The following is a 25909-nucleotide window of genomic DNA, read 5'->3' as shown; positions in this document are numbered from 1 at the left end:
TGGCCCCCGGATGCGTTAATATCCCGCGTTTTTCTGGATTTTCGACGCAATTGGCAGAGATTCTGGCGAGCATGGGGCTTTCTTCCGCGCTTTCCTGGCTGGCGGGGCTCGGTCCCCGGGCGATGCCTGCCAAGGCCAGGACGCCGAGCCACCCTGCCGTACCGGGAGGATTGGAACATGCCCAGCGAGAACCGCCGCGATTGTCGCCTGTGAAGATACCCTACTCATATTCCCCCGGGTTGCCATTGCCGCAAGGCGTGCATCTCGCCAAGGATGGCGTCAACTTCGCGCTGTTCAGTCGGCATGCGACACGGGTCTGGCTGCTGATCTTCGAGAGTGCGGAAGCGGCCTACCCGGCGCAGACCATCGAACTGGACGCCACCCGCTGCAAGACGGGCGATATCTGGCACATCCGGCTCATCGGTGCCGGGCGCGGGCTGATCTATGCCTACCGCGTCGACGGACCGTTCCTGCCGGAGCAGGGGCATCGCTTCGATGCCGGCAAGACCCTGATCGATCCCTATGCGACGGCGCTGGCCAGTCCGCGGCATCTCGATTTCGGCGTCATCTGCCAGACCGGCGACCCGGAACAGGCCGCCTGCCCGGTCGCGCCGGCGGTGGTGAAATGCGTGGTGACCGGCAATGGTTTCGACTGGGAGGATGACCGGCCTCTCTACCATGCCTGGTCGGACCTGGTCATTTACGAGGCGCATGTGCGCGGCCTGACCGTGCACCCCTCGTCGCAATCCCGCGCGCCGGGCACGTTTCTGGGGGTGATCGACAAGATTCCCTATCTGAAATCGCTCGGTGTCAATGCCGTCGAATTCATGCCGCTGCAGGAGTTCAATCCCGACGAGATCACGACCACCAACCCGGCCAACGGCAGCCGGCTCACCAATTACTGGGGCTACAACACCCTGGCGTTTTTCGCCCCGTTCGAGGGATACGGTTCGCGGCTGTATCCCGGCTGCCAGATCGACGAGTTCAAGACCATGGTCAAGGCCCTGCACAAGGCCGGTATCGAGGTGCTGCTGGATGTCGTCTTCAACCATACCGCCGAGGGCAACGAGACCGGGCCGACGCTGAGCTTTCGCGGCCTCGACAACGGCATTTTCTACATGCTGGAGGATGACCGGCGGTTCTACAAGAACTACTCCGGCTGCGGCAACACGATGAACTGCAACCACCCGGTGGTGCGCAACTTCATACTCGACTGCCTGCGCTACTGGGTGGTGGAAATGCATGTGGACGGCTTCCGTTTCGACCTTGCGTCGATCCTTGGTCGCGATCGCGACGGCAGCCTGGTGCCGAACCCGCCGTTGCTGGAGCAGATCGCCGAGGATCCCATCCTGCGCGACGTGAAGCTGATCGCCGAGGCCTGGGATGCCGGCGGGGCCTACCTGGTCGGCCGTTTTCCCGGTGAGCGGTGGTCGGAATGGAACGGCCTGTTCCGCGATGACATCCGCCGCTACTGGCGCGGCGATAGCGGCATGACCGGGGTCTTCGCCAGCCGGCTATGCGGTAGCGCCGACATTTACGAGCACAGCGGCAAGGCTCCGGTCAACAGCATCAATTTCGTTACCTGCCACGACGGGTTCACCCTGGCCGATCTCGTCAGCTACGAACGGAAGCACAACCTTGCCAACGGCGAGGGCAACCGCGACGGCAGCAACGACAACTACAGCAGCAATCACGGCTGCGAGGGCGAGACCGCGGACGAGGGTATCCGCCACCTGCGGATGCGGCAGATGAAGAATCTGCTGGCAACGCTGTTCGTCTCGCGCGGCGTGCCGATGCTGCTCGGCGGCGATGAATTCTGCCGGACGCAGCATGGCAACAACAATGCCTACTGCCAGGACAACGAGATATCCTGGTTCGACTGGTCGCTGCTGGAGAGGAATCAGGGTTTCTTTCGCTTCGTCAAGTCCCTGATTGCCTTACGCCGCCGTTACCCGGTGCTGTCCAGCGAGCGTTTCTATAGCCCCGAGGAGATCAGCTGGTTCAACCCGTCCGGACATCCGCCGGACTGGCACGCGGATGGAGCGATTGGCTGCCAGATCCATCAGGAGCAGGGCGGACAGCTCCTCTGTCTGCTCGCCAATCCCACCCATCAGGGGGTTGCGTTCCATTTGCCGGACCCGCCCAGGGGGCGGCATTGGGAGCGGTTGCTGGATACCGGCGCAGCGGAGCCACGGGATATCTGCGAGCCGGGCAATGGCATCCAGCTGAAGCGGGGTGATCCGATCGTCCTGCTGGATCGTAGCTTCGTGTTGCTCGCGGCTCACTGACCGCGAGCCCACCGCATTCATGTCGAGGCTGCGGGTGAGTCGTTCGCACACGGCCTTGACGTGTCGGAAGGGCCTGTTGCTGGCGGTTTGTCTGGCGCTCGCCGGTTGCGAGTTGATCGGTCCTGACTTCCGGAAGCCGGATAGCGAAACTGGCAGTGGCTGGCTGGATGCACGGGATGGCCGGCTCAGCCAGCGCAGTCCGGACCATCGGGCCTGGTGGAAAACCTTCAGCGACCCGGTTCTGGACCAGTTGATCCAGGCGGCGTACCGGCAGAATCTCTCGCTGCGGGAGGCAGGCCTGCGGATTCTTGAGGCACGTGCGCAGTTGGGTATCGCGGTCGGCGACTTCTACCCCCAGAAACAGTACCTGACCGGCTTCACTGACTATCTCAAGCTACCGTCGGGTGCGCCCAGTGAGCGGCTTCCCAATCAGGATGGAAATCTTGCGCCGTTCTGGTGGAGCCGAGTGGGGATCGGGGCAAGCTGGGAGCTGGATATCTGGGGCAAGTTCCGGCGAGCCATCGAGGCAGCCGATGCCCAGATGCTGGCGAGCATAGCCGCCTATGATTCGGCGATTGTTTCACTGACGGCGGATGTTGCGACGACATACATACGGATTCGCACGCTCGAGAAAAAGCTGGATATTGCTCGCAACAATGTTCAGGCGCAGCTCAGCAACTTGCGGATTGCGGAGGCTAAGTTCCGCGGTGGCAGCTCATCCCGGCGCGATGTCGAACAGGCACGAACGGTACTCGGGGGGACCCAGGCGTCGATTCCAATGCTTGATGCGCAGCTGCGCCAGGCAAAAAACGCACTCAGCCTGCTGCTGGGGCAACCGCCCGGCGACTTGCAGAAACCCCTGGGTTCCGGTCAACGCTATGCGCAGATTCCGGCACCGCCGGTGCAGGTCGCGGTAGGCATCCCGCTCGATCTCCTGCGTCGCAGACCGGACATCCGTGAAGCCGAGTATCAGGCGCAGATGCAGTCGGCCCAGATCGGCATCGCCAAGGCCCAGCTCTATCCCGCGTTGTCCCTGAGCGGCAGCTTTTCCTTCGTTTCCTCCACGGCGAATGGCATGAGTCTGGGTGACATGTTTCAGTGGGGCAATCAGTTCTACCGTTTTGGCCCCGCCGTACAGTGGAACATCTTCAACTATGGCCAGATCACCAATCAGGTGCGCGCCAACGATGCACTCTTTCAGGCGAAGCTGGTGAATTACCAGAATGCCGTGTTGAACGCGCAGAGGGAAGTTGAGGATGGATTGATCGCCTTCCTCAAGGCTCAGGACACGGCTGAATATCTGGCGCAGAGCACCGCCGCTGCAAAACGCTCGCTGGAGCTCGCCACCCTGCAATACAAGGAGGGCATCGCCGATTTCACCACGGTCCTGACGGCGGAACAGTCCTTGCTTTCCCAGCAGGATAATTTTGCGTCCGCCCTGGGTGACATCGCGACAGGACTGGTCAGCGTCTATCGCGGCCTGGGTGGCGGCTGGCAGATTCGCGAGGGACAGGCCTTTGTGCCGGAGCCCATCAAGGCCGCCATGGCCAGACGCACGGATTGGGGTGATCTCCTGGCGCCCATTCCGGTACCCGAGGGGCCAGCCAAAGGCACCGTGCGAATGCCGGACTGGTAGAGACTTCATGAGCGCCCTTGCATGACGCGGAAAAACTCTTCAAACACCCCTGCATGGACAAGCCGGTACGGCTATGCGTCGATTTTCAGGGGGATTGCCATAGGCGCTGCCCTTGGCCTTGCCGGCTGTGATTCCCCCAACGCCTATCAGGCGCCACCCCCGCCCGAGGTGACGGTGAGCCATCCCCGGCAGGGCATGGTGACACGTCATCTTGAGTTTACCGGGAATACCCAGGCGCTCTATACCGTGCAATTGCGGGCGCGAGTCGAGGGCTTTCTGGAGCAGGTGCTGTTCAGGGAGGGCGATATTGTCCAGGAAGGACAGGTTCTGTTTGTCATCCAGCAGAATACCTACCAATCCAAACTCAAGGAAGCCGAGGCGAAGCTGCTGGCCGCCAAGGCCCGATTGCTGCATTCGGAAACCGAATTCAACCGCTTTACCGGACTGCTGCAACAGGATGCGGCGGCCCAGACGGATGTGGATCGCTGGCATTACGAACGCGATGCCAACCGGGCGGATGTGATGTCTGCCGAGGCCCAGGTGGAACTGGCCAGACTCAACCTCAGCTACACAACGGTTAAGGCGCCCTTCCAGGGGCGCGTCAGCCGGCGGTACAAGGACCCTGGCAACGTGGTGGGTGCCGGGGAAGAGACGGTCCTGGCGGATATCAACAAGATTGATCCCATTTACGTTTACTTCACCATCAGTGAGCAGGATCTGCTGCGAATACGGAGAGAAAATCCGGATGTCACCGCCAGGACGGCCCGGCCCAACTTGCCGGTCGATGTGGGTTTTGCGAACGAAAGCGGTTTTCCGCATCGCGCCCGGCTGGACTATGCCGACATTCAGGTGGACAGCAACAGCGGCACTCTGCAACTTCGTGCCACTTTGGCCAATTCCGATTATCGGATTCTCCCCGGCTTGTTCGCTCGGATCCGTGGTGAGCGGTCCCAGCCGCAGGACAGCCTGCTGCTGCCCGAGGAGGCGATAGGCTATGACCAAGGCGGCAGCTATGTGCTGGTCGTCGATGACCAGTCCATGGTCTCTCGCCGTGGTGTCACCCTGGGACCGCTGGTCGATCGGGAATATGCCATCGATGCGGGGCTCTCGCTGGCCGACAATGTCATCGTCAATGGCCAGATGAGGGCTATTCCGGGGCACAAGGTCAAGGCCGTCCCGGCGGGGGCAGGAGCGCCATGATTTCCCGGTTCTTCATCGAACGGCCCATCTTCGCCAACGTCATCGCGATCATCACCATCATCCTGGGGCTGGTCAGTCTGTTCAATCTGCCGATCGCCCAGTATCCGAATATCGTTCCGCCGACCATCCAGGTGCTGACCCGCTATCCGGGCGCCAGCGCCGAGATCATCGCCAAGACCGTCGGCATTCCCATCGAACAGGGCGTGAACGGGGTCGAGAATTCGCTGTACATGTCCTCGACCAGCGGCTCGGACGGCACCTATACCCTCACCATCACCTTCCGGGTCGGCACCGACCTGAACGCGGCGCTCAGCCTGGTGCAGAATCTGGTGAATGGCCAGCTGGCGCAGCTGCCGGACGCGGTGCAAAAGCAGGGCATCAACATCCGCAAGGTCTCTACCAACATCCTGCAGGCGGTCAGCGTTTATGCCGAGGGCGAGCGCTATGACGAAACTTTTCTGTCCAATTACGCCCTGATCAACCTGCAGTACCCCCTGGGGCGGATTCCCGGCGTGGGCCAGGTGAAGGTGCTCGGGGCAGGTTCATACAGCATGCGCATCTGGCTGAACCCGGAACGGCTCAAGTACTTTGGTCTCACCACCGTGGATGTGGCGGATGCGGTCAAGCAGCAAAATACGCAGGTGGTCGCCGGTCAGTTGGGGGGGCCACCGGTCCCGGATGAGCAGTTCTTTCAGCTGACCGTGAATGCACTGGGCCGACTGGACGATGTCGCGGAGTTCGAGGACATCATCGTCAAGACCGTACCGCCCAAATCCGGCCAGGCCGCCCAGATCGTCCGTATCCGCGACATCGCCCGGGTGGAGCTGAGCCAGCAGGCTTACAGCAATTTCGCCGGCTTTTCCGGACACAAAGCCGCTCAGATACTGGTCTATGCCCTGCCGGGCGCCAATGCCATCGAGGTTGGCAGGCAGGTCCGCCAGGAGGTGGAGCGGCGCGCCAAGGAGTTTCCCGAAGGCCTGACCTACGCCATCCGCTACGATACGACCGAGTTCATCCAGCAGTCGATCGATGCCGTCTACGAGACGCTGTACGAGGCGGGGCTGCTGGTACTGGCGGTCGTGGTGATTTTCCTGCAGAACTGGCGCGCCACGCTGGTGCCGGCCACCACGGTGCCCGTGACCATCATCGGTGCCTTCGCGGCCATGGCCATGCTGGGTTTCTCGGTGAATCTGATGACCCTGTTTGCCCTGATCCTGGCCATCGGCATCGTGGTGGATGACGCCATCGTCATCGTTGAAAACGCCTCGCATCATATCGAGAAGGGCCTGAGTCCCAAGGCGGCCGCCATTAAGGCGATGAGCCAGATGACCGGCCCGGTGATCGGCATTACCCTGGTGCTTTCAGCGGTATTTCTGCCCGCCGCCTTTCTGCCGGGCATTACCGGACAACTCTTCCGTCAGTTCGCGCTGGTGATCGCCGCGACTGCCATCATCAGCGCCATCAACGCCCTGACGCTCAAGCCGGCGCAATGCGCGATGTATCTCAAGCCGCGTGCGGCGGATTACCGGCCGAACGCCTTCTATCGTGCCTTCAACCGGGTGTACGGTGGTGTTGAGAATGCCTACACAGCCCTGGTGCGCTGGATGGTGCAGCGGCCGGTGTCCATGAGTCTGGTGTTCTTTTCGATCATCGCCGCCGGCGGCTGGCTGTTCGTCCACCATCAGGCCGGGTTTCTGCCGATCGAGGACCAGGGTTACGCCATCGTCGTGGGCAAATTGCCGGAGGGTGCCGCCCAGCCACGCGTCCGGGCGGTGGTCAAGCGGGTGGAGGCGGTGCTGAAGGAGACCCCGGGCATTGCCGACTGGGTCACGATCGGCGGGTTTTCGATGCTGGATGCCGCGAATCTCAGCAATGCCTTCAGTCTGTTCGCCATCTACGAGCCCTGGGAAAAACGCGGGGCGGGGCTGGACCAGAAGTCGATACTGGCGGAACTCAAGCGGCGTCTGGACCCTATCCAGGAGGCCCGTATCGCCACGGTGACGCCGCCACCCATTGCCGGTCTGGGCCAGGCCGGCGGTCTGCAGTTGATGATCGAGGACCGCCGCAGCCTCGGCTTGCCGGAATTGCAGCGTGCCGTGCTGGAGATGCAGCGGGCCGGGGCGACCCAGTCCGGCCTGGCCTTCCTCGGGACGACCTTCAGCGCCCAGAGTCCGCAGCTCTTCCTGGATATCGATCGGGTCAAGGCGCAAACCCTGTCGGTGCCCATGGATAACGTTTTCGGGACGCTGCAGGCTTTTTTGGGGTCATCCTATGTGAACCTGTTCAACAAGTTCGATCAGTCCTTTCAGGTCTATGTGCAGGCGGATGCCCCTTACCGTCTGAAAATCGATGACATCAAGAACCTGAATGTCCGCAACTCGAAGGGCGCGATGGTACCGCTCGGGGCTCTGCTGAAAGTCGAACGGCAAGTGGGCTCCGAACTGGTGACCCGCTACAACCTCTACCCGTCTGCCTCGGTCTTCGGTGCGCCGGCGCCCGGCTTCAGCGGCGGGGATGCCATTCACCTGATGGAACAGATGGCGGACAGCGTGTTGCCGCGCGGCCTGGCCATGGACTGGACGGCCACCGCCTACCAGCAGAAGCTGCTGGGCAACACCGCCTACTATGTCTACGCCCTGTCCTTGTTGCTGGTGTTTCTGGTCCTGGCGGCGCAATACGAAAGCTGGCTGAGTCCCCTGGCCGTGATCATGGTGGTGCCGATGGCCCTGGTCGGGGTTGTTCTGGCCCAGATTGCCCGCCACTTCGACAACAATCTCTATACGCAGGTGGGCCTTGTGCTGATGATCGCGCTGGCCAGCAAGAATGCGATTCTGGTGGTCGAGTTTGCCCGGGAGTTGCGCGAGGAGGGCCACTCAATCGTCGAAGCAGCGGTCGAGGCCACCCGTCAGCGGTTTCGGCCGATCCTGATGACCTCATTCGCCTTCATTCTGGGCGTTGTTCCGCTGCTGAAGGCGCACGGGGCGGGCGCAGCCAGCCAGCAGGCCATCGGCACGGTAGTGTTCGGCGGCATGCTGGCCTCCACTCTGCTGGCCATTCCTTTCGTGCCGGTCTTCTATGTGATCACCCAGCGCTGGAGTGACCGCCGAAGCGCCTCTGTCCGGGCATGAACCGCCGGGGGACCATGCCGCACGGCAAGCGCTGGGTCCCCTGCCGACACGGTCAAGGTGCGACGGCCTGGGTGGACACGAACTGGCCGCCGAGGTTGTCGGTGATCTCGGCCTTCAGCTCGCCCGCCCTGTCCGGCACGAAATAGAAGCGGAAATTGGGGTCGGCGCTGATGGCGATGTCGGTCCTGGCCGTCAGCACGGGCTGGCCATCGAAGCTGACTTTCACCTGATTGACGAAGTGGGCGGGTTTCACCATGCGGCTGATCTGGTCCATCTGCAGGCCGGTAATGTTGGGATGGCTGACCAGTAATTGCACCGCGTTCGGTTGGCTCAGTGTGGCCTTGTCGCCGTCGAACTTGAATTTCATCTTGCCCATGCGCGCCATGGCCGCTTCCAGATCGGTGCCGATGGGCGCCGAGCAGCCGCCGCTCGCCTTCACGAAGGCCTTGGCCATGTGCAGCTTGCCGTCGTTGGTTTCGGCGATGGCGCGAATGTGGGTATAGGCGTTGAAACGCATGCGGGTGGCGATGTCGGCCCGCCCGCTCGCCGGCGTGAAGTCGAAGGACGCCGAAAACGGCACCGGGTTGTTGTCGATCACCAGCGTGATGTTGCGGATGTAGCGATCCTGGCTCTGCGGAAAACGGCTGGTCACCTGGATCGGCACGAGCGCCGGATCCTCGGCCCGGTAGGGTGCCGTGATGGCGATGGTGTCCTGGTCTTCCGCGATGGTTTTGCCGGGGAACAGCTTCTCCTTGAGCACCGTGTTCCAGGCGGTTTCATCCTCGCCCTCGGCGCGGATGGCGGGCGATCCGAGGGTCAGCGCGATCAGGACGAGCGTCAGCGGCAGGTGGGTGGGTTGCATCGGTGGTCTCCTTCGGAAATGGCGGGGTGATTCGTGTTGGCCGTCGGTCGGGTTGGATTGGCAAGGGCTGATGGCTGGTGGTACGGCTAGTCCTCTTCCCATTCCAGTTCCGCATAGGCGCCGGCGACATTGCGCTTGTGGAACTCGTCGAACAGTTGCCAGTCCGGCCGCAACCGCTGACCGACCTCATCCATGGCCTGCTCCAGGGTGCGGCCGGCCTTCAGCGCGGCCCGGACATCGGTCTGCAGGGCCTTGAGATAATCGGCCTCGCCGGTCAGGGCCAGCGGCCAGGCGGCGGTGACCGGGCCATGGCCGGGAATGACGCGCGCGGCCGGAATCGTGCGCAGCTTCTCGATCTCTTCCAGCCAGCCCTTGAGGCTGCCGTCGACAACCGGGATATGCCCCATGAACAGCAGGTCGCCCAGCCAGAGGGTCGCGGTCCTGTCGTCGTAGACGCTCAGATCGTTGTCCGTATGCGCCGTCGCGTGCGCCGTGAGCCGCAGCGTGCGGCCGCCGAGATCGAGTTCCAGTGTGTCCCGGACCGGCAGGTCGGGCGGGACGAAATGGGCCGGCGACAGCGAGAAGCCCAGCTCCCGGCTGGCCTTCTCCTGGTAGTAGGGCGCCCGCAGCAGCATGGCCTGCTCCAGCTTGTGGTGGCCGACGAAGCGCACCCCCGGCTGCTTGAAGGCCAGGTTGCCGTAGATGTGGTCGGGATGCACATGGGTATTGATGACGTAGCAGACGGGCGTCTTCGTGGTTGCCTCGATCTGCCGTTTCAGGGCCTGGCCCTGCTCCGGGCTGCCGCCGCTGTCGACGACGGCGACGCAGCGCTCGCCGATGATGAAACCGATGTTGGCGATTTCCCCCCGGTTGTGCACGTCCGGCAGTTCGTGCCGGCCCTGATGGACCTGGATGCCGGGCGCGACCTCGCGCAGGTCGAGGTCTGCCGCCGCTGCCGTCAGGCTGAGGACGAGGCCGAGCCATGGCAGGCCGCGAAGGAGGGGGAGCGGTATCGGGAGCGCTGGCATCGGCAGTCCTCTGGCGGGCGAGAAGGGCATGGATTTTGACATGGTCGCCTTGCGATTCAAGTGCGATGCCCGCGCCGGCCGGGCATCGCGAGCCACCCGGGAGCCCTCAGGAACCTGGGCAGTCCGGGTGGCCACTAATGGCCGCGAGCGCCCGCGATGGCAAGCCGCCGTGTCGTTGACTTTTAGGACGAATTCCTTCAAGTTACGCACCCAGCGCGCGATCCGGGAGTTTTTCCCTAAAACACTAGGGTTCAATGACTGCGCCTCGTTTAGCTGACCCAGCTAGAAAAAACGTTTGCAAACGTGTTTTACCTTTATTTTGAGGAGGATAAACAATGAAGAGCTCTTTGAAGAGTTTGCTGCTGTCGACGGCCGTCGCAACGGCCCTAGCGGCTCCCAGCCTGAGCTTCGCCAATGCCGAAGTCGAGAAGCTGTCGCGCGATCCGGCTAACTGGGCAACCTGGGGCGGCGACTACTTCGGTACCCGTTTCACCACCCTGACCCAGATCAACAAGGACAACGCCAAGAATTTGCAGCCCATGTGGACCTTCTCGACCGGCGCCCTGCGCGGTCACGAAGGCGGTCCCCTGGTCGTCAACGGTCTGATCTACATTCACACCGGTTTCCCCCACAAGATCTACGCACTGGACCAGGACACCCACAGCGTCGTCTGGGAATATGAGTATGCCGCCGACAAGGGCACCGATCCCCAGCAGGTCATCGGCGTGATGTGCTGCGACGTGGTCAACCGCGGTCTCGCCTACGGCGACGGCAAGATCTTCATGGCCCAGGGTGACGCCACCCTGATCGCGCTGGACGCCAAGACCGGCAAGATGGTCTGGAAGGTCAAGAATGGCGATCCCAAGGCAGGCATGACCAACACGGCAGCCCCGCTGGTCGTCAAGGACAAGGTTCTGGTTGGCATCTCCGGCGGTGAGTTCGGTGTGCGCGGTTTCCTGGCCGCCTACAACGTCAAGGACGGCAGCCTGGCGTGGAAGACCTACAGCATGGGTCCCGACGCTGATATGAAGATCGATCCGGAAAAGACCATGACCTGGACCGACGGCAAGATGGCGCCAGTCGGCAAGGATTCCTCCCTCAAGACCTGGCAGGGCGACCAGTGGAAGATCGGCGGCGGCACCACCTGGGGCTGGACCAGCTATGACGCCGAAACCAACCTGATCTACTACGGTTCAGGCAATCCGTCCACCTGGAACCCGGTACAGCGTCCGGGTGACAACAAGTGGTCCATGACCATCTGGGCCCGCGACGCCGACACCGGTGTTGCCAAGTGGGTCTACCAGATGACCCCGCATGACGAATGGGATTACGACGGCATCAACGAAATGACCTTGATCGACCTGCCCATGAAGGACAAGGACGGCAAGGAGCACTCCAAGCTGCTGACTCACTTCGACCGCAACGGTTTCGGTTATACCCTGGACCGTGTGACCGGCGAACTGCTGGTCGCCGAGAAGTTCGACAAGATGGTCAACTGGGCCAGCCATGTCGACATGAAGACCGGCCGTCCGCAGGTGCAGTCACAGTATTCGACCCAGGCGGGTGGCGAAGACCACAACCAGAAGGGTATCTGCCCCTCGGCCATGGGCGCCAAGAACGAGCCTCCGGTCACCTTCTCGCCCAAGACCAAGCTGATCTACATCCCCGGCAACCACACCTGCATGGACTATGAGCCCTTCCAGGTCGAGTACACCGCCGGCCAGCCGTATGTCGGCGCGACCCTGAGCATCTATCCGGCCAAGACCAACGTCAAGACTGGCGAAAAGGAAGAGAAGCTGCACATGGGCTCCTTCACTGCTTGGGATCCGACCACCGGCACCATCAAGTGGCAGATAGACGAGCCGTTCTCGCTGTGGAGCGGCATGCTGTCCACCGCCAGCGATCTGGTCATCTACGGTACCCTGGAAGGCTACCTGAAGGTGCGTGACGCCAACACCGGCGCGGAACTGTACAAGTTCAAGACCCCGTCCGGCGTCATCGGCAACGTCAGCACCTGGATGCACAACGGCAAGCAGTACATCGGCATTCTGTCGGGTATCGGCGGCTGGGCTGGCGTCGGCATGGCGGCTGGCCTCGAAGGCGAAAGCGAAGGCCTCGGCGCGGTTGGCGCGTACAAGAGTCTGAGCACCCATACCAAGCTGGGTGGCGTCTTCACCGTGTTCGCACTGCCCAATTAAGCGGACCGCTACAGGGTCCCGCGGGACCCGGCTGAACGAAACCCCGACTGGCTTGTCAGTCGGGGTTTCGTGCGTTCAGGGCCCGGGAATTTCGTAAACTCCCGGCCTTTCGACTGGATTAGGGAGAGACTCATGCAGCTGAATGTCAGCAAAGGGGCGTTCAAGACCGTATTGGCCGTGATGCTTGCAGGGCAGGCGTTGGCCGCCCGGGCGGAAGGTGGAAGCTTCAAGGTTTGCGCGGATCCCAATAATCCGCCCCTGTCGGTGCAGGATGGCAGCGGATACGAGAACAGGATCGCCGAACTCTTGGCCGCTGCGCAGGGCCTGAAGCTGGAATACACCTGGTTCCCGCAGCGTCTGGGTTTCATCCGCAACACGCTCAAGGCCAAAGTCGACGAGGAAGCCGAGGCTTACAAGTGCGACGTGGTCATGGGGGTACCGACCGGGTTTGAACTCACGGCGACGACTCGCCCCTACTACCGCTCGACCTATGTGCTGGTCTACCGCAAGGGTGGGGCACTCGACGCGCTCAAGCGGCCCGAGGATATCGATCATTTGCCGGCCGAGACCAAGTCCAGGCTCCGCATTGCCATGTTCGACGGCGCGCCGGGCACCACCTGGCTGCTCAACCACGGCCTCATTGGCCAGGGCATTCCCTATCAGACCATGACCGGCGATGCCGCCCAGAATGCTGCCCAGATCCTGGCCAAGGATTTTGCCGACGGCAAGATCGACATGGTGATCGTCTGGGGCCCCATGTCCGGCTATCTGGTCCAGCAGAATCCCGGCCAACTGGCCGTGTTGCCGATGCTGTCCCAACCCGGACTCAAGTTCGATTTCCCCATGTCCATGGGCGTGCGCCGGCCCGACAAGGCACGCCAGCAACAGCTGGACGAACTGATCGAGAAACATGCCGGCGAGATTCAGGGCATTCTGCGCAGCTATGGCGTCCCGCTGGTCGACGAGCACGGCCAGACGCTGCCCACGTCGCCGTAGGCATCCGGCCGATCGGCTTGTCCTCGGGCGGGAGCCCCTGCGCCAGGGGTTCCCGCTCCCCCTGCTAGCCGGATCGGTCAACCCCGCAGGACGTCATCACCGGCGACGCCGCGATGGCCGGCTTCCATGGGTCATTTTTTTCCTCGGGCGGTGGCCGATCGGTTCAAGCTCCCGTCCCGGTGCATCCCGCAGGCTGACGCGAACCCGGGCTTGCCGGCATTTCAGGAACTTTTCCTATAGGTGAGGTGCATTCGCATCACTAGAATGGCGGGCTGTCTTTGACTCGATACGCCTAGTGGAGCGATGAAACGCCAGAATGCAGCCCTGTGGGCAGGTACCGCCATCAGCCTCTTCAGCCTCGATCCGTCGGTTGCCGGCGCCGAGACGGTGCGGGATGCCGCGAGCCCGCAGCCGCGCGAAAGCGAGATGGCCAAGCCGGACAGTGAAGTCACCGACACGGCAGCCGCGAGCGAGAAGATCATCGCAGCGAGGAAACTCAACAAGCCCTACGCCGGCGATGTCATCGAGCTGGACGAGGTCCATGTCGTCAGCGATACGCCGCTGACGACATCCGACACGGGCGTATCGATCTACAAGGTTCCCTCGCCGGTGCAGACCGTCACCTCCGACGAGCTGGACGAGACACGCGCCTGGAACCTGCCCGACTACATGCGGCGCTACATGGGCAGCGTCACCGTCAATGACGCGCAGAACAATCCCATGCAGCAGGATGTCCAGTTCCGCGGTTTTTCGGCCTCGCCCCTGCTGGGATTGCCGCAGGGCCTGTCGGTCTACGTCAACGGCGTCCGTTTCAACGAAATCTTCGGCGACACCGTCAACTGGAATCTCATATCCGAGGGCGCGATCGAGCGCATGGACCTGCATTCGGGCTCCAATGCCGTCTACGGTCTGAACAGCCTGGGTGGTGCCATCTCCATGAAAACCAAGACCGGCTTTTCGGCACCGGGCCACTCCGCGGAGGTCTACGGCGGTTCCTGGGGTCGCCATGTCGAGGAAATCATGTCCGGCTGGAACGATGGCACCTTCGGCTATTACATCGACCTGCGCAATTTCTCGGAGAACGGCTGGCGCCAGTATTCGCCCACCGACGTGATGCAGGGGCTGGGCACCTTCAGCTGGCGCGGTGAGCGGTCGGACATCGATCTGACCCTGGCCGGCAACGGTAGCTCCATGAACGGCAATGGCACCGTGCCGGTGCAGCTCTACGAGCAGCAGCGCAACGCCATTTTCACGCATCCGGATCAGACCAAGACCGACATGTTCCTGGCGTCGATCCAGGGTTCCACCTGGGTCACCGACAAGATCGAACTGTCCAGCACAGTCTACTATCGCCAGAATCTGGTGCCGACCTTCAACGGCGACGATACCGACGCCGAGCCATGCGAAGCCTCCGGGCTGGCCGGCTATCTGTGCCAGGAGGAGGGCGATGAACAGGAAGTCATCCTCGATGCCAGGGGCAACCCGGTCAAGGCGACGCCCTACAACAGTACCGCGACCCAGAACACCAGCCAGACCAACATGCGCACCAACGGCGCCACCGTCCAGGCGGCCTTCGATCATGACTGGTTCGGGTTTAAGAACCGCTTCGTCGGCGGCGGCAGCTATGACACCGGCACCACTTCCTTCAATTCCAACACCGAACTGGGGGCTCTCACACCCAGCCGGGGCACCATCGGCAGCGGCATCTACACTGAGGAAGGCATCGTGCGCCTGAGCACCGACACCACCTACTATGGCGTGTTCTTCACCGACAACTTCTCGGTGACCGAGGATCTGGCCCTGACCGTGGCCGGCCGCTACAACAAGGCGCAGGTCAACCTCTACGACCAGCAGGGGACCGATCTCAACGGGCAGCACACCTATCAGCGCTTCAATCCCTCGGGTGGCCTGACCTATGCCTTCATGCCGCAGCTCCAGGCCTATGCCAGCTACAACGAGTCGAACCGCGCCCCGACCGCCGTCGAGCTCAGCTGCGCCGACCCGGCAAAGCCCTGCCGCCTGCCCAATGCCTTCCTGTCCGATCCGTCGCTGAACCAGGTTGTCGCCAAGACCGCGGAGGCCGGCTTCCGCGGCCAGTTCAAGAATGTCTACGGCGGCAATTTCGACTGGAATGCCGGCTATTTCCACACCGTCAACAACGACGACATCCTGTTCATCAGCAGCGGCACGCTGGCTAATACCGGCTACTTCAAGAACGTGGGCGATACCCTTCGGCAGGGTCTCGAACTGGGCCTGAACGCGGATTTCGAACCCGTGCGCTTCGGCTTCAACTACACTTACCTGGATGCTACCTTCCAGTCATCCTTCATCGCCAACAGTCCCAACAATCCCTATGCCAACGACATGGGGCAGACGTTCGTCACGCCCGGGGACTACATTCCCGGCTTGCCGCAGAACATTCTCAAGGCCTATGCCGACTGGCTGGTTTTCGACGGTTTTACCTTCGGCGCCAACCTGAATTACCAGGACTACCAGTACCTGCGCGGCGACGAGGCCAACCAGAACAAACCCATCGCTGGCTTTGTGGTGGTCAACCTGCTGGCCGAGTACCGCTACAACGAGCATGTCTCCGTGTTCGGCCGTTTCGACAATATCTTCAATCGCAACTACCAGACCTTCGGCAACTTCGGCGAAGCCGACGAAGTGCTGGGCCCGGCCTACAACAACCCCCGCTTCGTCGGTCCGGGCGCGCCGCAGGCCGGCTGGGCGGGCATCAAGATATCCATGTAGTTTCCCGGGACATGGCGGCCCGTTTTTCCCGGGGCGGGCCGGTACGCAGCATTCATGCGCTTTGATGGATGTTTAGCTCTCCATCCTGTTCGCGCCCCTCACGGGGCGCTTTTTTTGCCCGATGGGCGGCACCCATGCAAGCCATGGCCAACGCCCGCCGCGGCTGCCGGCATTCCTGCGCCCGTGCCTGAACGCCTGCCAGGGGCCCTCGCTGTTGCCACCTCGCCCTTCCGCAGCCGGCCTTGACCGGCCGTCCGGCCCCGTCTCCCCCCCCCCCCTGGCCTGGGCACCCGCAGCGTCCCGTTCGCCAAGCGCCACGATCCCGATGGCGCCATACCTGCCACCGCCAGCCCGTTGCGGTTTCCCGCCAGGGTGTCGCCCCTGCGGCGCCGCGTCAGCCCCGACATCTCCAACGGATGACACCGCCCCGATCCCGAACCCCGAGGCAGGCGCCCGCAGGCCATGCCGGGCCGCCGGCGTTTGCCCGCAGCGGCGGCGGGCATTGGCATGAACCGCCCCGACCCGCGTTCTCCATCGTCCCGACGAAACCCGGCGCCATGCGCCCCGCCGGAGGTATTCCCGGCTTCCGAAGGTGTTTTTCCCGATGCCGGGCGGGCGCAATTCAGTAGTTCGGATGGCGTCCCGACACCGACAATGTGGGCCGGTCATTGAGCCCCGCCCAGCCGCGCCCCGACCGGGCATTCCTAAATTTCGAGGAGGAGTTGAACATGCAGATGAGACGCCTGACAGCATCCGTCAATCGCGCGCTGATCACGATGGCCCTGACGGCCGTGTCGGCAACCGCGATCGCCAACAAGGACCTGGATTTCATGTCGAAGGATGACCGCAACTGGGTCATGCAGACGAAGGACTACAGCGCCAGCCATTTCAGCAAGCTGGACGACATCAACGCCAGCAACGTGCAGAACCTGAAAGTGGCGTGGACCTTCTCCACCGGCACCCTGCATGGCCATGAGGGCGGTCCCTTGGTGGCCAACGGCATCATGTATGTCCACACGCCCTTCCCGAACAATGTCTTCGCCATCGATCTCAATGATCCGGGGCGCATCAAGTGGCAGTACAAGCCCAAGCAGAACCCCGCCGCGCGTGCGGTCGCCTGTTGCGACGTGGTCAACCGTGGTCTGGCCTACGTCCCGGCAGGCGATCACGGCCCGGCGAAAATCTTCCTCAACCAGCTGGATGGCAACGTTGTCGCGCTGAATGCCGACACCGGCGAGGAAATCTGGAAGATGGAGAACTCCGATATCACCATGGGCTCGACCCTCACCGGCGCGCCCTTCGTCGCTGGCGACAAGGTGCTGGTCGGTTCGGCCGGCGCCGAGCTGGGCGTGCGCGGTTACGTCACCGCCTACAACATCAAGGACGGCAAGCAGGAGTGGCGCGCCTACGCCACAGGTCCCGACGAGGACCTGTTGCTGGACGAGAAATTCAACAGCCACAACCCGCACTACGGCCAGTTTGGCCTGGGTCTGAAGACCTGGGAAGGCGACGCCTGGAAGATCGGCGGCGGCACCAACTGGGGCTGGTATGCCTACGATCCCAAGCTGGACATGGTGTACTACGGGTCCGGCAATCCCGCGCCCTGGAACGAAACCATGCGGCCGGGCGACAACAAGTGGACCATGACCATCTGGGGCCGCGACCTCCAGACCGGCAAGGCCAAGTTCGGCTACCAGAAGACCCCGCATGACGAATGGGATTACGCGGGCGTCAACTACATGGGGCTGTCCGAGCAGGAAGTCGACGGCAAGCTGACCCCGCTGCTGACTCATCCCGACCGCAACGGTCTCGTCTACACGCTCAACCGTGAAACCGGTTCGCTGGTCAATGCCTTCAAGATCGACGATACGGTCAACTGGGTCAAAAAGGTCGACCTCCAGACCGGCATCCCGATCCGCGACCCGGAATACGCCACCTACATGGATCACGAATCAAAGGGCATTTGCCCATCGGCCATGGGTTATCACAACCAGGGCCTCGAGTCCTATGATCCCGACAAGAAGCTGTTCTTCATGGGCGTGAACCATATCTGCATGGACTGGGAGCCCTTCATGCTGCCGTATCGCGCGGGCCAGTTCTTCGTGGGCGCGACGCTGAACATGTACCCGGGCCCCAAGGGCACATTGGGCCAGGTCAAGGCCATGAATTCTGTGACCGGCCAGATGACCTGGGAAGTGAAGGAGAAATTTGCCGTCTGGGGCGGCACCCTGGCCACCGCCGGCAACCTGGTCTTCTACGGCACACTGGATGGCTACATCAAGGCGCGCGATACCCGTACCGGTGCGTTGAAATGGCAGTTCAAGCTGCCCTCCGGCGTTATCGGTCACCCCATCACCTATGAGCACCATGGCAAGCAGTATGTCGCCATCTATTCCGGTGTTGGCGGCTGGCCGGGTGTCGGTCTGGTGTTCGATCTCAAGGACCCCACCGCTGGCCTTGGCGCCGTTGGCGCCTTCAAGGAACTGGCCCACCACACCCAGATGGGTGGGGCCCTGTTCGTCTTCTCGCTCTAGCCGCCCAGGTCGCCGTTCCGGGGCCGGCCCGTCGGGTCGCCCCCGGAAGCCGACGACGAATCATGACGAGCAAGAGGAATTCAAACATGTTGCATATACGGAAGGCGCTGTTGGGAACCGCGCTGGCTGTCGCCAACCTGGGGTTTGCCCAGGCCGCCGAGCCTTTGCGGATCTGCGCCGCCGAGGCGGAATTGCCGTATTCGGACAAGGAAGGCCGGGGATTCGAAAACCGGTTGGCGGAGATACTCGCCAAAGAGCTGGGTCGCACCGTCGAGAATGTTTGGTGGCGGGACCCTCGCTATTTCCTGCGGGACCAGCTGGACCGGGGGCTGTGCGATGTGGTCATGGGCGTCGACCAGGACGACCCCCGCATGCTCACCTCGGAGCCTTATTACCGCTCGGCCTATGTCTTCATTTTTCCGAAGAAAAAAGGGCTGACCGTGACTGACTGGGACAGTGCCTACCTGAAGCAGGCGAAGCAAATTGCCTTCATGCCGGACAGTCCTCCCGAGACGATGCTGAAGAAGATCAGCCGCTATAACGACCAGTTCAACTATCTGCAGTCCCTGGTCGGTTTCAAGGCCCGTCGCAACCAGTATGTCCGCTATGACCCCGAGAAGCTGGTGAACGAGGTTGCCAGTGGCCATGCCGAGCTCGCCATCCTGTGGGGTCCGCAGGCAGCACGGTATGTCAAGGCCGCGACGGGCAAGCTGGAGATGCAGGTCATACCCGATCACCAGACCCGTGAGGATGGCCAGAAAGTGCCCTTCCACTATTCCACCTCGGTTGGCGTCCGCAAGGACGACAAGGCCCTGATGGCCGACATCAACCGGGCGCTCAGGAATCGGGCCCGGGAGATTCGGGCGGTTCTCAAGGAGGAAGGCATGCCGCTGGTCGCCCTGGGAACCGACGAGCCGCGGAAGCGGTACAAGAACCATTGAACCGGATGCCAGGTGCGCCGCGCATCCCTGACCGAATGACTCGAAGAGGAAACCGAACATGACATTCAAGACACGCTGCCTGGGCCTGATGCTGGCCACGCTGGGCCTCGCTTCAGGGGCTCACGCGGAAATCACCTTTCGCCACGCGGTGACCGGAGAAACCCTGAGCTTTGAATATGGCAAGGCCGGCGGCGATACCGAAGCCTTCAAGAAATTCAAGGAAACCGGCAAGAATCCCTATAACGGCGACGCGGCCATCGTCGAGAAGGGTCACAGCCTCTACCTGACCGCCTGTTCCGGCTGTCATGGCCACGAGGCGGAAGGCAAGCTTGGCCCTGGCCTGGCCGACGACTACTGGACCTATCCGCGCGCCCTGACCGATGTCGGCCTGTTCGAAATTCTCTGGGGGGGCGCCCAAGGCATGATGGGGCCACAGAACACCAACCTGAATGCCGATGAAATGCTGCAGATCATGGCATGGCTACGAAGCCTCTATACAGGTGACCCCGCCAAGGCAGAATGGCTGAAGTAATTTCCAACCAAACTCGGAGGATAGCAACCCATGAAAATCCAACTTAAGACGATGTTTACAGTGGCGCTGGTCAGCGCTGCGCTGAATGTACATGCCTACGACGGCACCCACTGCAAGGCGCCCGGCGAGTGTTGGGAACCCAAGCCAGGATTCCCCGACAAGGTCGCCGGCAGCAAGTACGATCCCAAGCATGACCCCGCCGAATTGAACAAGCAGTCGCAATCGATCAAGGCCATGGAAGAGCGGAATCGGAAGCGTCATGAAAACTTCGTGAAGACCGGCAAGTTCGTCTACAAGGTCGAGGACATCAAGTAACCGAATCGTCTGTACCAAGGGCCGGGGGCGACTGGGAACGCGGTTCGCCCGCGGGCGCATGTCCCCGGTTCTCCTGCGGCAGTCGTCAACGGATCAGGACACTCTTGAGCTGGATTTCCCGAATCATGGAAAAGCACGATCCGGAGCGCTTGCTGGCCGATGCCTGGCCTCAGGCGGAAGCCTTCGAGCGCGAGGTCAAAAAGGCCATCGTGGGCCAGGACAGCGTGCTGCGCCTGCTGACCATCGCCGTCTTCTCGCGGGGCCACGCCCTGCTGGAAGGCAGCGTCGGCGTCGGCAAGACCACGTTGTTGCGGGCTGTTTCCCGAGCCCTTGGCGGGGAGTCCGAACGTATCGAGGGTACCATCGACCTGATGCCTGCCGACCTGATCTACTACACCTATCTGGACGACGCCGGCAAGCCGGCGGTTTCGCCGGGTCCGCTGCTCGGCAAGGGCAGCCGGCTGGCGACCTTCTTCTTCAACGAGATCAACCGTGCCCGACCGCAGGTGCACTCGCTGCTGTTGCGGGTGATGGGTGAGCGCAGCGTCAAGGCCTTCAACCGCGATTACGTCTTTCCCTACCTGCAGGTCTACGCCGACCGCAACCGCGTGGAAAAGGAGGAAACCTTCGAGCTGCCGGCCGCCGCCCGCGACCGGTTCATGCTGGAAATCGAGGTACGCAATCCCCCCGAACCGGACATCCTCGACGAACTGGCTTTCAATCCCCGGTTTCACGATGTCGACAGCCTGCTGGAAGGCGTCCGGCCCGGCGTTTTCCCGCTCGAACAGATCAACCGGGTAGCCAATGCCATTCAGGCCGGCGTCACGGCCAGCCCCGCGCTCAGGGTCTATGTGCGGGAACTCTGGCAGGCGGCCGCCGAGCCCGAGGATTTCGGCATCCGACTGCCGGATACCGATGCCGGCCAGCTCCTGGAGGCGGGTCCGAGCCCCCGGGCCATGAGCCAGCTGGTGCGGGCCGCCCGCGTCCGTGCCTGGCTGGCCCGGCGCGCGCATGTCCACCCGGAGGATGTGCAGGCCGTGTTTCCCGCCGCCATGCGCCATCGCCTGCTGTTCAGGCCGGTCTACGAGTACCGTCGGGCGGAGCTGGTGCCCTTGTTGATCGACCGGATTCTCGGATCGGTGTCCGCGCCTTGAATACGGCCGAGATACTTTACCGGCTGCCGGGCCGGTTCGACGGCTTCCGACCCGGTGCCCATCGTGGCAGGAACACCGGTGAAGGCCATCTGTTCCGGCATTTGGCGCCGTTCCTGTCCCATCCCGACCCCAGGCGTCTCGATCTTCGCGCCAGCCTGGCCGATCCCTTCGGCAACCTGAAGGTTCGCCTCCAGGAGCAGCTCACCACCCTCAAGGTTTTCGCCCTGCTCGATCTCTCCGCCTCCATGGCCTTCCGGGGCGACTGTCCCAAGATTGTGGTCATGGCTGATTTCGTCGAGGCATTGGCCGCCGCCGCGCACAGGAACGGCGATACCCTGGGGGTTTACGGCGCCGCCGAGCGGATCCTGCCGGAATTTTCCTTCGGCGCCACCCGCTGGCCCGGATCGGCCCGGCTGCTGGCGACCCGCCTGCGCCGCGGGCAACCCCGGGGCGTGGGCAGCCAGGGCCTGCTCGCCGCCGCGCGCCGGTTGCCGGCGCGCGCCAGCCTGGTACTGGTGCTGTCCGACTTTCACATGCCGCTGACTGCGATCCAGGCGCTGCTGGATGCCCTGGCCGGGCACTGGCTGGTGCCGGTGGTGATCTGGGACGAGCGGGAGACCTTGCCGTCTCCGCCGGGCCTGGCGCGCCTCGTCGATGCCGAAGCCGGTCATGAACGTCTGCTGCTGATCCGTCCCGCCCTGCGGGAACGCCTGATCGCCAATCTGGCGCAGCGCCGGGAGCACCTGAACGCGCTGTTCCGCCGCCATGGCCGCCGGCCGCTACTGCTCGATCGGGGTTTCAGCGCGGCGGCGGTCAACCGTTATTTCCTGGCCGGCACATGAAGACGGCGGCGCGGCTGTGGCGAATCGTCTGGCTGACCGGCCTGCTCGGCGACCCGGCCGGGGCGGCAGTCGTCGCGGCACGCGTGGAAACGGCCCGTGATTACGGTCATGTCCTCGGCGATGTGATCCACGCCACGCTGGACATCCCCAGCCATGCCGGCCATGCGCTCGATACCGGGACGCTGCCCCGGCCCGGTCCGGTGAACCGCTGGCTGGAATTGCGGCGGGTCTGGACGGAACCGCGCGGCAGCCAGCTGCTCCGTCTGCACCTGGAATATCAGGTCTTCTACGTGCCGCTGGCGGTCAAGACCCTCACCATCCCGGCCATGACCCTGCAACGGCTGGCGCCGGATGGGGGTCGCCAGCCCATCGATGTGCCGGCCTGGCCCATCACCGTGGCCCCTATCCATGGTCCCGCGGTCATGGCCGAGGGCGGCATGCGCCTGATGCAGCCGGATGCGCCGCCCGAGCGCCCGGACACGCGCCGACCGGCCAGGAACATGGCGCTGTTCCTGGCGTTGGCGCTGGTAGCGCTGGCCTACCTGGGGCATCTGGGCGGCTATCTCACCCTTGGCCGGCAGGGCCGGCATTTCCGCGCGGCTCGCCGGGAACTGCGCGCGCTCATGCGCCAGCCGCAGAAGCCTGACACCGTGCGCGCCGGTTTCCTGCTGCTGCACCGGGCCTTCGAGCGAACCCTTGGCAGGCCCCTGTTCGCCGAGGACCTGCCGCGCTTCATTGAGCAGCATCCCGATTATCACCCGCTGCGGGGCGAGATCGGGGCCTGGTTCCAGGCCTCCTACCGCCTGTTCTTCGGTGCCGCGGGATCGAGCGGGGATTACGGCCTGGAGCGGCTGGACGCGCTGGCGCTGGCCTGCCTGCGGCTGGAACGGCAGCGGCGCTAGCCATGTCGTTTGCCCAGCCCCTCTGGTTATGGCTCGCGCCGCTCGCCCTGCTGCCGTTCCTGAGCGCCCTGCACCATGGGAATGCTTACTCATGGCATGTTCTCCTGCCCGGCGACGCGCTCTCCCGCTGTCTGCACCTGGCGATCCAGGTGACCGGGGCGCTGGCCATCCTGTTGCTGGTGGCCGGGCTCGCCGGTCTGTTCCGCGGCCAGTACGCGGTCGAGCGGACCGGTCATGGCGCCAGCCTGGTCCTGCTGCTGGACCGCAGCCGCAGCATGGACGACAGCTTCGCCGGGCGCTCGCCGGCCGGCGGCGAGGAGTCCAAGTCCCGTGCCGCCGTCCGTTTCCTGGAGGCGTTCATCGGCAGCCGCCCCCACGACCGCATCGGCGTCGCCGCCTTCAGCACCTCGCCGCTGTTCGTCCTGCCGCTGTCGGCCAACCGCGAGGCGGCGGCTGCCGCCGTCAGGGCGTCCGCCCTGCCGGGGCTGGCGCAGACGCATATCGCCAAGGGGCTGGCCATGGCGCTGTCCTATTTCCCCGACGATCCCGCCGGCGGCAACCGCGGCATCGTGCTGGTTTCGGATGGCGCGGCGGTCATCGATCCGGACAGCGAGGCGCTGCTGCGGCGCAGCTTTCAGCAATGGCACCCGCATGTGTACTGGATCTTCCTGCGCACTGCCGGCAATCCCGGCCTGTTCGACATTCCGCCGCCCAGCGAGGATACGCCGCAGGCACGGCCCGAGCGGTACCTGCATCTGTTCTTCGAAAGTCTCGGCATTCCCTACAAGGCGTATCAGGCCGAGAACCCCGAGGCTGTGCGCCAGGCCATCGCCGACATCGACCGCGCCGAGAAGGCCCCGCTGCGCTACCAGGAAATCCACCCGCGCCAGGACCTGCGGGGACTCTGCTACGGGTTGGCCGCGTGGGCGCTGCTGGCGTTGCTGATGGTCAAGCGCCTGGAAATCCGCCTGTGAGGCCGACCTTCTCCCTCCGCCAGACAACGGCGCTGCTGCTTGCCGTCCTGGCCCTGGCGGCCTTTGCCGCCGAGTTCTGGCGCTGGCGCGAGAACCGGCTCGTCGGCACCGCGCTGCAAACCTTGCTGGCCGGGCGGGATATCGGTCCCGAACGGCGCTTCGGCGCTCCGGAAAGCGTGCGTCTGGCCCATGCCCTGTATCTGGCCGGGCGGGAGGATTACCGCGATGCGGAGGCGGTGCTGGCGGAACTCGCCCAGTCCTCCTCCCCGGCTATCGGCACCAAGGCCCTGTATAACCTCGGCAATGTCTACCTCCGTCGCGCCATCGTCGCCGTCGAGCACGCGCAGCCGACCCAGGCCGGCACGCTGGCGGAACTGGCCAAGCAGGCTTACCGGCGGGCCTTGCGTCGCCGTCCGGACGACTGGGCCGCCAAGTACAACTACGAGGTCGCGGCCCGGCTGATGCCCGATTTCGACCGGGTCGACAGCGAACCGGAGCCGCAACCGCAGCCGGAGGAAGACGCCGCCCGTAAACTCTGGACTCGTGTGCCCGGCTTCCCGCGGGGACTGCCATGACCTGGCGGCGGCTGCCCGGTGATCCTGCCACGCGCTGCCTGGCCGGTGCCTGCGCCCTGGCCCTGCTGGCCTGCCTGCCTCTGGGCATGGCCACCCAAGGCGCCGTCTTCCGTTACCTGGCCGTGGTGGATATCACGCGCAGCATGACCGTGACCGATTATCGTCTCGGCAACCGCATGGTCAGCCGGCTGGATGTCGTCCGCCAGGCGCTGCGGGAGGCCATTGCCGGTTTGCCCTGCGGTTCGCAGCTGGGGTTGGGCGTCTTCACCGAACGCAGCAGCACGCTGCTGTTCGAGCCGATCGAGGTGTGCACCGGGTTTCAGGACATCGCCGGGGCGCTGGAGCGGCTGGACTGGCGCATGGCCTGGGCCGCCGACAGCCGGATCGCCGCGGGTCTGCTGGATGCCTTCCAGTCCCTGGCCGGCTACCAGGCCGACGTGCTGTTTTTCACGGACGGGCAGGAGGCGCCGCCCGTCAATCCCCGCTACCGAACGCGCTTCGAAGGGGTTCGCGGCCGCTTGGGCGGATGGCTGGTCGGTGTCGGCGGCAACACGCCGATGCCGATTCCCAAATTCGACGAAACCGGCCGGCCGCTGGGGTTCGTGGCCGAGGACGAGGTGCCGCAGCGCTCGACCTTTGGCCTGTCGGACATGGCGCCCGAGGACATCGAGGGCTACCACGCCCGCAACGCCCCGTTCGGCAGTGCACCCTCGGGCGGCACCGAGCATCTCTCGGCCCTGCGGGAGGATTACCTCCGCGAGCTGGCCGGGGCCAGCGGGCTCGGATACCGGCGGCTGGAGGTCGGCACCCTCGCCGAGACGTTGCTGCAGCCCGAGTACGCCAGGCCCGCGCGCGTGTTCGTCGATCTGCGCTGGATACCCGCGACGCTGGCCCTGGCGCTCACGGTGCTCGCCTATCGGCAGGGGCGTTTCCGTGCCGCCGGTGTCGCGACTCGCGCCCGGCCCGCAGGGTTCTGGCGGGCGGCGCTGCCCTGGCGACGTGGCCGGTTGTCCGCCGCCGACCCATGACCCCGTATGGCCTTTCCCCATCACC

General features: G+C 63.8%; 19 protein-coding genes. 17 read left to right on the top strand and 2 right to left on the bottom strand.

Going from position 1 to position 25909, the window contains the following annotated elements:
• The first annotated feature begins 209 nt into the window (after window positions 1-209).
• The 4 genes from glgX to ACH5N8_RS14050 are packed head-to-tail and all read left to right on the top strand — an operon-like array spanning window position 210 to window position 8252.
• Window positions 210-2288, top strand: coding sequence for a glycogen debranching protein GlgX (glgX, locus tag ACH5N8_RS14065; RefSeq protein ID WP_460026502.1), 2079 nt, complete (start codon window positions 210-212; stop codon window positions 2286-2288).
• 19 nt (window positions 2289-2307) lie between these two features.
• Window positions 2308-3924: an efflux transporter outer membrane subunit gene (locus ACH5N8_RS14060; protein WP_483281771.1), complete on the top strand. Its 1617-nt coding sequence runs from the start codon at window positions 2308-2310 to the stop codon at window positions 3922-3924.
• Between the two features lie 21 nt (window positions 3925-3945).
• Window positions 3946-5124 (top strand): efflux RND transporter periplasmic adaptor subunit, encoded by a 1179-nt coding sequence (locus ACH5N8_RS14055; RefSeq protein ID WP_460026504.1) that lies wholly within the window; start codon window positions 3946-3948, stop codon window positions 5122-5124.
• Window positions 5121-8252, top strand: coding sequence for an efflux RND transporter permease subunit (locus tag ACH5N8_RS14050; RefSeq protein WP_460026505.1), 3132 nt, complete (start codon window positions 5121-5123; stop codon window positions 8250-8252). Before ACH5N8_RS14055 ends, ACH5N8_RS14050 begins: the two co-directional genes overlap by 4 nt.
• A gap of 52 nt (window positions 8253-8304) precedes the next feature.
• Here the strand turns inward: ACH5N8_RS14050 and ACH5N8_RS14045 are convergent, their stop codons facing one another.
• Both ACH5N8_RS14045 and ACH5N8_RS14040 read right to left on the bottom strand, forming a co-directional pair.
• A complete protein-coding gene (locus tag ACH5N8_RS14045) occupies window positions 8305-9114 on the bottom strand; it encodes a quinoprotein dehydrogenase-associated SoxYZ-like carrier (RefSeq protein ID WP_460026506.1) in 810 nt (269 codons plus the stop codon).
• Window positions 9115-9200: 86 nt separating this feature from the next.
• Complete coding sequence (locus ACH5N8_RS14040) at window positions 9201-10184, bottom strand: quinoprotein relay system zinc metallohydrolase 2 (RefSeq protein ID WP_483281770.1); 984 nt, start codon at window positions 10182-10184, stop codon at window positions 9201-9203.
• A 293-nt stretch (window positions 10185-10477) separates the two neighbouring features.
• Here ACH5N8_RS14040 and ACH5N8_RS14035 point away from each other — a divergent pair, with 293 nt between their 5' ends.
• The 13 genes from ACH5N8_RS14035 to ACH5N8_RS13975 all read left to right on the top strand — a co-directional run bounded on the left by ACH5N8_RS14035 (window position 10478) and on the right by ACH5N8_RS13975 (window position 25884).
• Entirely contained in the window at window positions 10478-12340 is a 1863-nt protein-coding gene (locus ACH5N8_RS14035; RefSeq protein ID WP_460026508.1) for a methanol/ethanol family PQQ-dependent dehydrogenase, read from the top strand.
• Between the two features lie 132 nt (window positions 12341-12472).
• On the top strand, window positions 12473-13336 hold the full coding sequence (locus tag ACH5N8_RS14030) for a quinoprotein dehydrogenase-associated putative ABC transporter substrate-binding protein (RefSeq protein ID WP_460026509.1): 864 nt from the start codon (window positions 12473-12475) through the stop codon (window positions 13334-13336).
• Window positions 13337-13639: 303 nt separating this feature from the next.
• Window positions 13640-16087 (top strand): TonB-dependent receptor, encoded by a 2448-nt coding sequence (locus ACH5N8_RS14025; protein WP_460026510.1) that lies wholly within the window; start codon window positions 13640-13642, stop codon window positions 16085-16087.
• Window positions 16088-16863: 776 nt separating this feature from the next.
• Window positions 16864-18621, top strand: a complete 1758-nt coding sequence (locus ACH5N8_RS14020; RefSeq protein ID WP_483283199.1) for a methanol/ethanol family PQQ-dependent dehydrogenase — start codon at window positions 16864-16866, stop codon at window positions 18619-18621.
• 86 nt (window positions 18622-18707) lie between these two features.
• Window positions 18708-19562: a methanol oxidation system protein MoxJ gene (gene moxJ / locus ACH5N8_RS14015; protein ID WP_483281769.1), complete on the top strand. Its 855-nt coding sequence runs from the start codon at window positions 18708-18710 to the stop codon at window positions 19560-19562.
• A 58-nt stretch (window positions 19563-19620) separates the two neighbouring features.
• A complete protein-coding gene (moxG, locus tag ACH5N8_RS14010) occupies window positions 19621-20094 on the top strand; it encodes a cytochrome c(L), periplasmic (protein WP_483281768.1) in 474 nt (157 codons plus the stop codon).
• Between the two features lie 30 nt (window positions 20095-20124).
• Window positions 20125-20409 (top strand): methanol dehydrogenase [cytochrome c] subunit, encoded by a 285-nt coding sequence (locus ACH5N8_RS14005; RefSeq protein WP_483281767.1) that lies wholly within the window; start codon window positions 20125-20127, stop codon window positions 20407-20409.
• 125 nt (window positions 20410-20534) lie between these two features.
• Window positions 20535-21563, top strand: coding sequence for an AAA family ATPase (locus ACH5N8_RS14000; protein WP_483281766.1), 1029 nt, complete (start codon window positions 20535-20537; stop codon window positions 21561-21563).
• Window positions 21560-22405 carry a DUF58 domain-containing protein gene (locus ACH5N8_RS13995; protein ID WP_483281765.1) on the top strand — a complete coding sequence of 282 codons (846 nt, stop codon included), beginning with the start codon at window positions 21560-21562 and terminating at the stop codon, window positions 22403-22405. The genes ACH5N8_RS14000 and ACH5N8_RS13995 overlap by 4 nt, the downstream gene beginning before the upstream one ends.
• A complete protein-coding gene (locus tag ACH5N8_RS13990; protein ID WP_460026516.1) occupies window positions 22402-23307 on the top strand; it encodes a nonribosomal peptide synthetase MxaA in 906 nt (301 codons plus the stop codon). The genes ACH5N8_RS13995 and ACH5N8_RS13990 overlap by 4 nt, the downstream gene beginning before the upstream one ends.
• Before the next feature lie 2 nt (window positions 23308-23309).
• Window positions 23310-24281 carry a vWA domain-containing protein gene (locus ACH5N8_RS13985; RefSeq protein WP_460026517.1) on the top strand — a complete coding sequence of 324 codons (972 nt, stop codon included), beginning with the start codon at window positions 23310-23312 and terminating at the stop codon, window positions 24279-24281.
• A complete protein-coding gene (locus ACH5N8_RS13980) occupies window positions 24278-24856 on the top strand; it encodes an MxaK protein (protein WP_460026518.1) in 579 nt (192 codons plus the stop codon). The genes ACH5N8_RS13985 and ACH5N8_RS13980 overlap by 4 nt, the downstream gene beginning before the upstream one ends.
• Window positions 24853-25884 (top strand): vWA domain-containing protein, encoded by a 1032-nt coding sequence (locus tag ACH5N8_RS13975; protein ID WP_460026519.1) that lies wholly within the window; start codon window positions 24853-24855, stop codon window positions 25882-25884. The genes ACH5N8_RS13980 and ACH5N8_RS13975 overlap by 4 nt, the downstream gene beginning before the upstream one ends.
• Window positions 25885-25909: the final 25 nt, after the last annotated feature.

The sequence above is a fragment of the Methyloparacoccus sp. NF-16 genome, assembly GCF_056880625.1.
Note: the sequence above shows the minus strand (reverse complement) of the source record. Positions and strands in the feature narration are given on the sequence as shown.

Excerpts from the sequence above, each read along its gene's own strand:
- ACH5N8_RS14060 (WP_483281771.1), top strand. The coding sequence starts at position 2,308 with ATGTCGAGGCTGCGGGTGAGTCGTTCGCACACGGCCTTGACGTGTCGG.
- ACH5N8_RS14055 (WP_460026504.1), top strand. The coding sequence starts at position 3,946 with ATGACGCGGAAAAACTCTTCAAACACCCCTGCATGGACAAGCCGGTAC.
- ACH5N8_RS14050 (WP_460026505.1), top strand. The coding sequence starts at position 5,121 with ATGATTTCCCGGTTCTTCATCGAACGGCCCATCTTCGCCAACGTCATC.
- ACH5N8_RS14045 (WP_460026506.1), bottom strand. The coding sequence starts at position 9,114 with ATGCAACCCACCCACCTGCCGCTGACGCTCGTCCTGATCGCGCTGACC.
- ACH5N8_RS14040 (WP_483281770.1), bottom strand. The coding sequence starts at position 10,184 with ATGTCAAAATCCATGCCCTTCTCGCCCGCCAGAGGACTGCCGATGCCA.
- ACH5N8_RS14035 (WP_460026508.1), top strand. The coding sequence starts at position 10,478 with ATGAAGAGCTCTTTGAAGAGTTTGCTGCTGTCGACGGCCGTCGCAACG.
- ACH5N8_RS14030 (WP_460026509.1), top strand. The coding sequence starts at position 12,473 with ATGCAGCTGAATGTCAGCAAAGGGGCGTTCAAGACCGTATTGGCCGTG.
- ACH5N8_RS14025 (WP_460026510.1), top strand. The coding sequence starts at position 13,640 with ATGAAACGCCAGAATGCAGCCCTGTGGGCAGGTACCGCCATCAGCCTC.
- ACH5N8_RS14020 (WP_483283199.1), top strand. The coding sequence starts at position 16,864 with ATGGCCCTGACGGCCGTGTCGGCAACCGCGATCGCCAACAAGGACCTG.
- moxJ (WP_483281769.1), top strand. The coding sequence starts at position 18,708 with ATGTTGCATATACGGAAGGCGCTGTTGGGAACCGCGCTGGCTGTCGCC.
- moxG (WP_483281768.1), top strand. The coding sequence starts at position 19,621 with ATGACATTCAAGACACGCTGCCTGGGCCTGATGCTGGCCACGCTGGGC.
- ACH5N8_RS14005 (WP_483281767.1), top strand. The coding sequence starts at position 20,125 with ATGAAAATCCAACTTAAGACGATGTTTACAGTGGCGCTGGTCAGCGCT.
- ACH5N8_RS14000 (WP_483281766.1), top strand. The coding sequence starts at position 20,535 with ATGGAAAAGCACGATCCGGAGCGCTTGCTGGCCGATGCCTGGCCTCAG.
- ACH5N8_RS13990 (WP_460026516.1), top strand. The coding sequence starts at position 22,402 with ATGAAGACGGCGGCGCGGCTGTGGCGAATCGTCTGGCTGACCGGCCTG.
- ACH5N8_RS13985 (WP_460026517.1), top strand. The coding sequence starts at position 23,310 with ATGTCGTTTGCCCAGCCCCTCTGGTTATGGCTCGCGCCGCTCGCCCTG.
- ACH5N8_RS13975 (WP_460026519.1), top strand. The coding sequence starts at position 24,853 with ATGACCTGGCGGCGGCTGCCCGGTGATCCTGCCACGCGCTGCCTGGCC.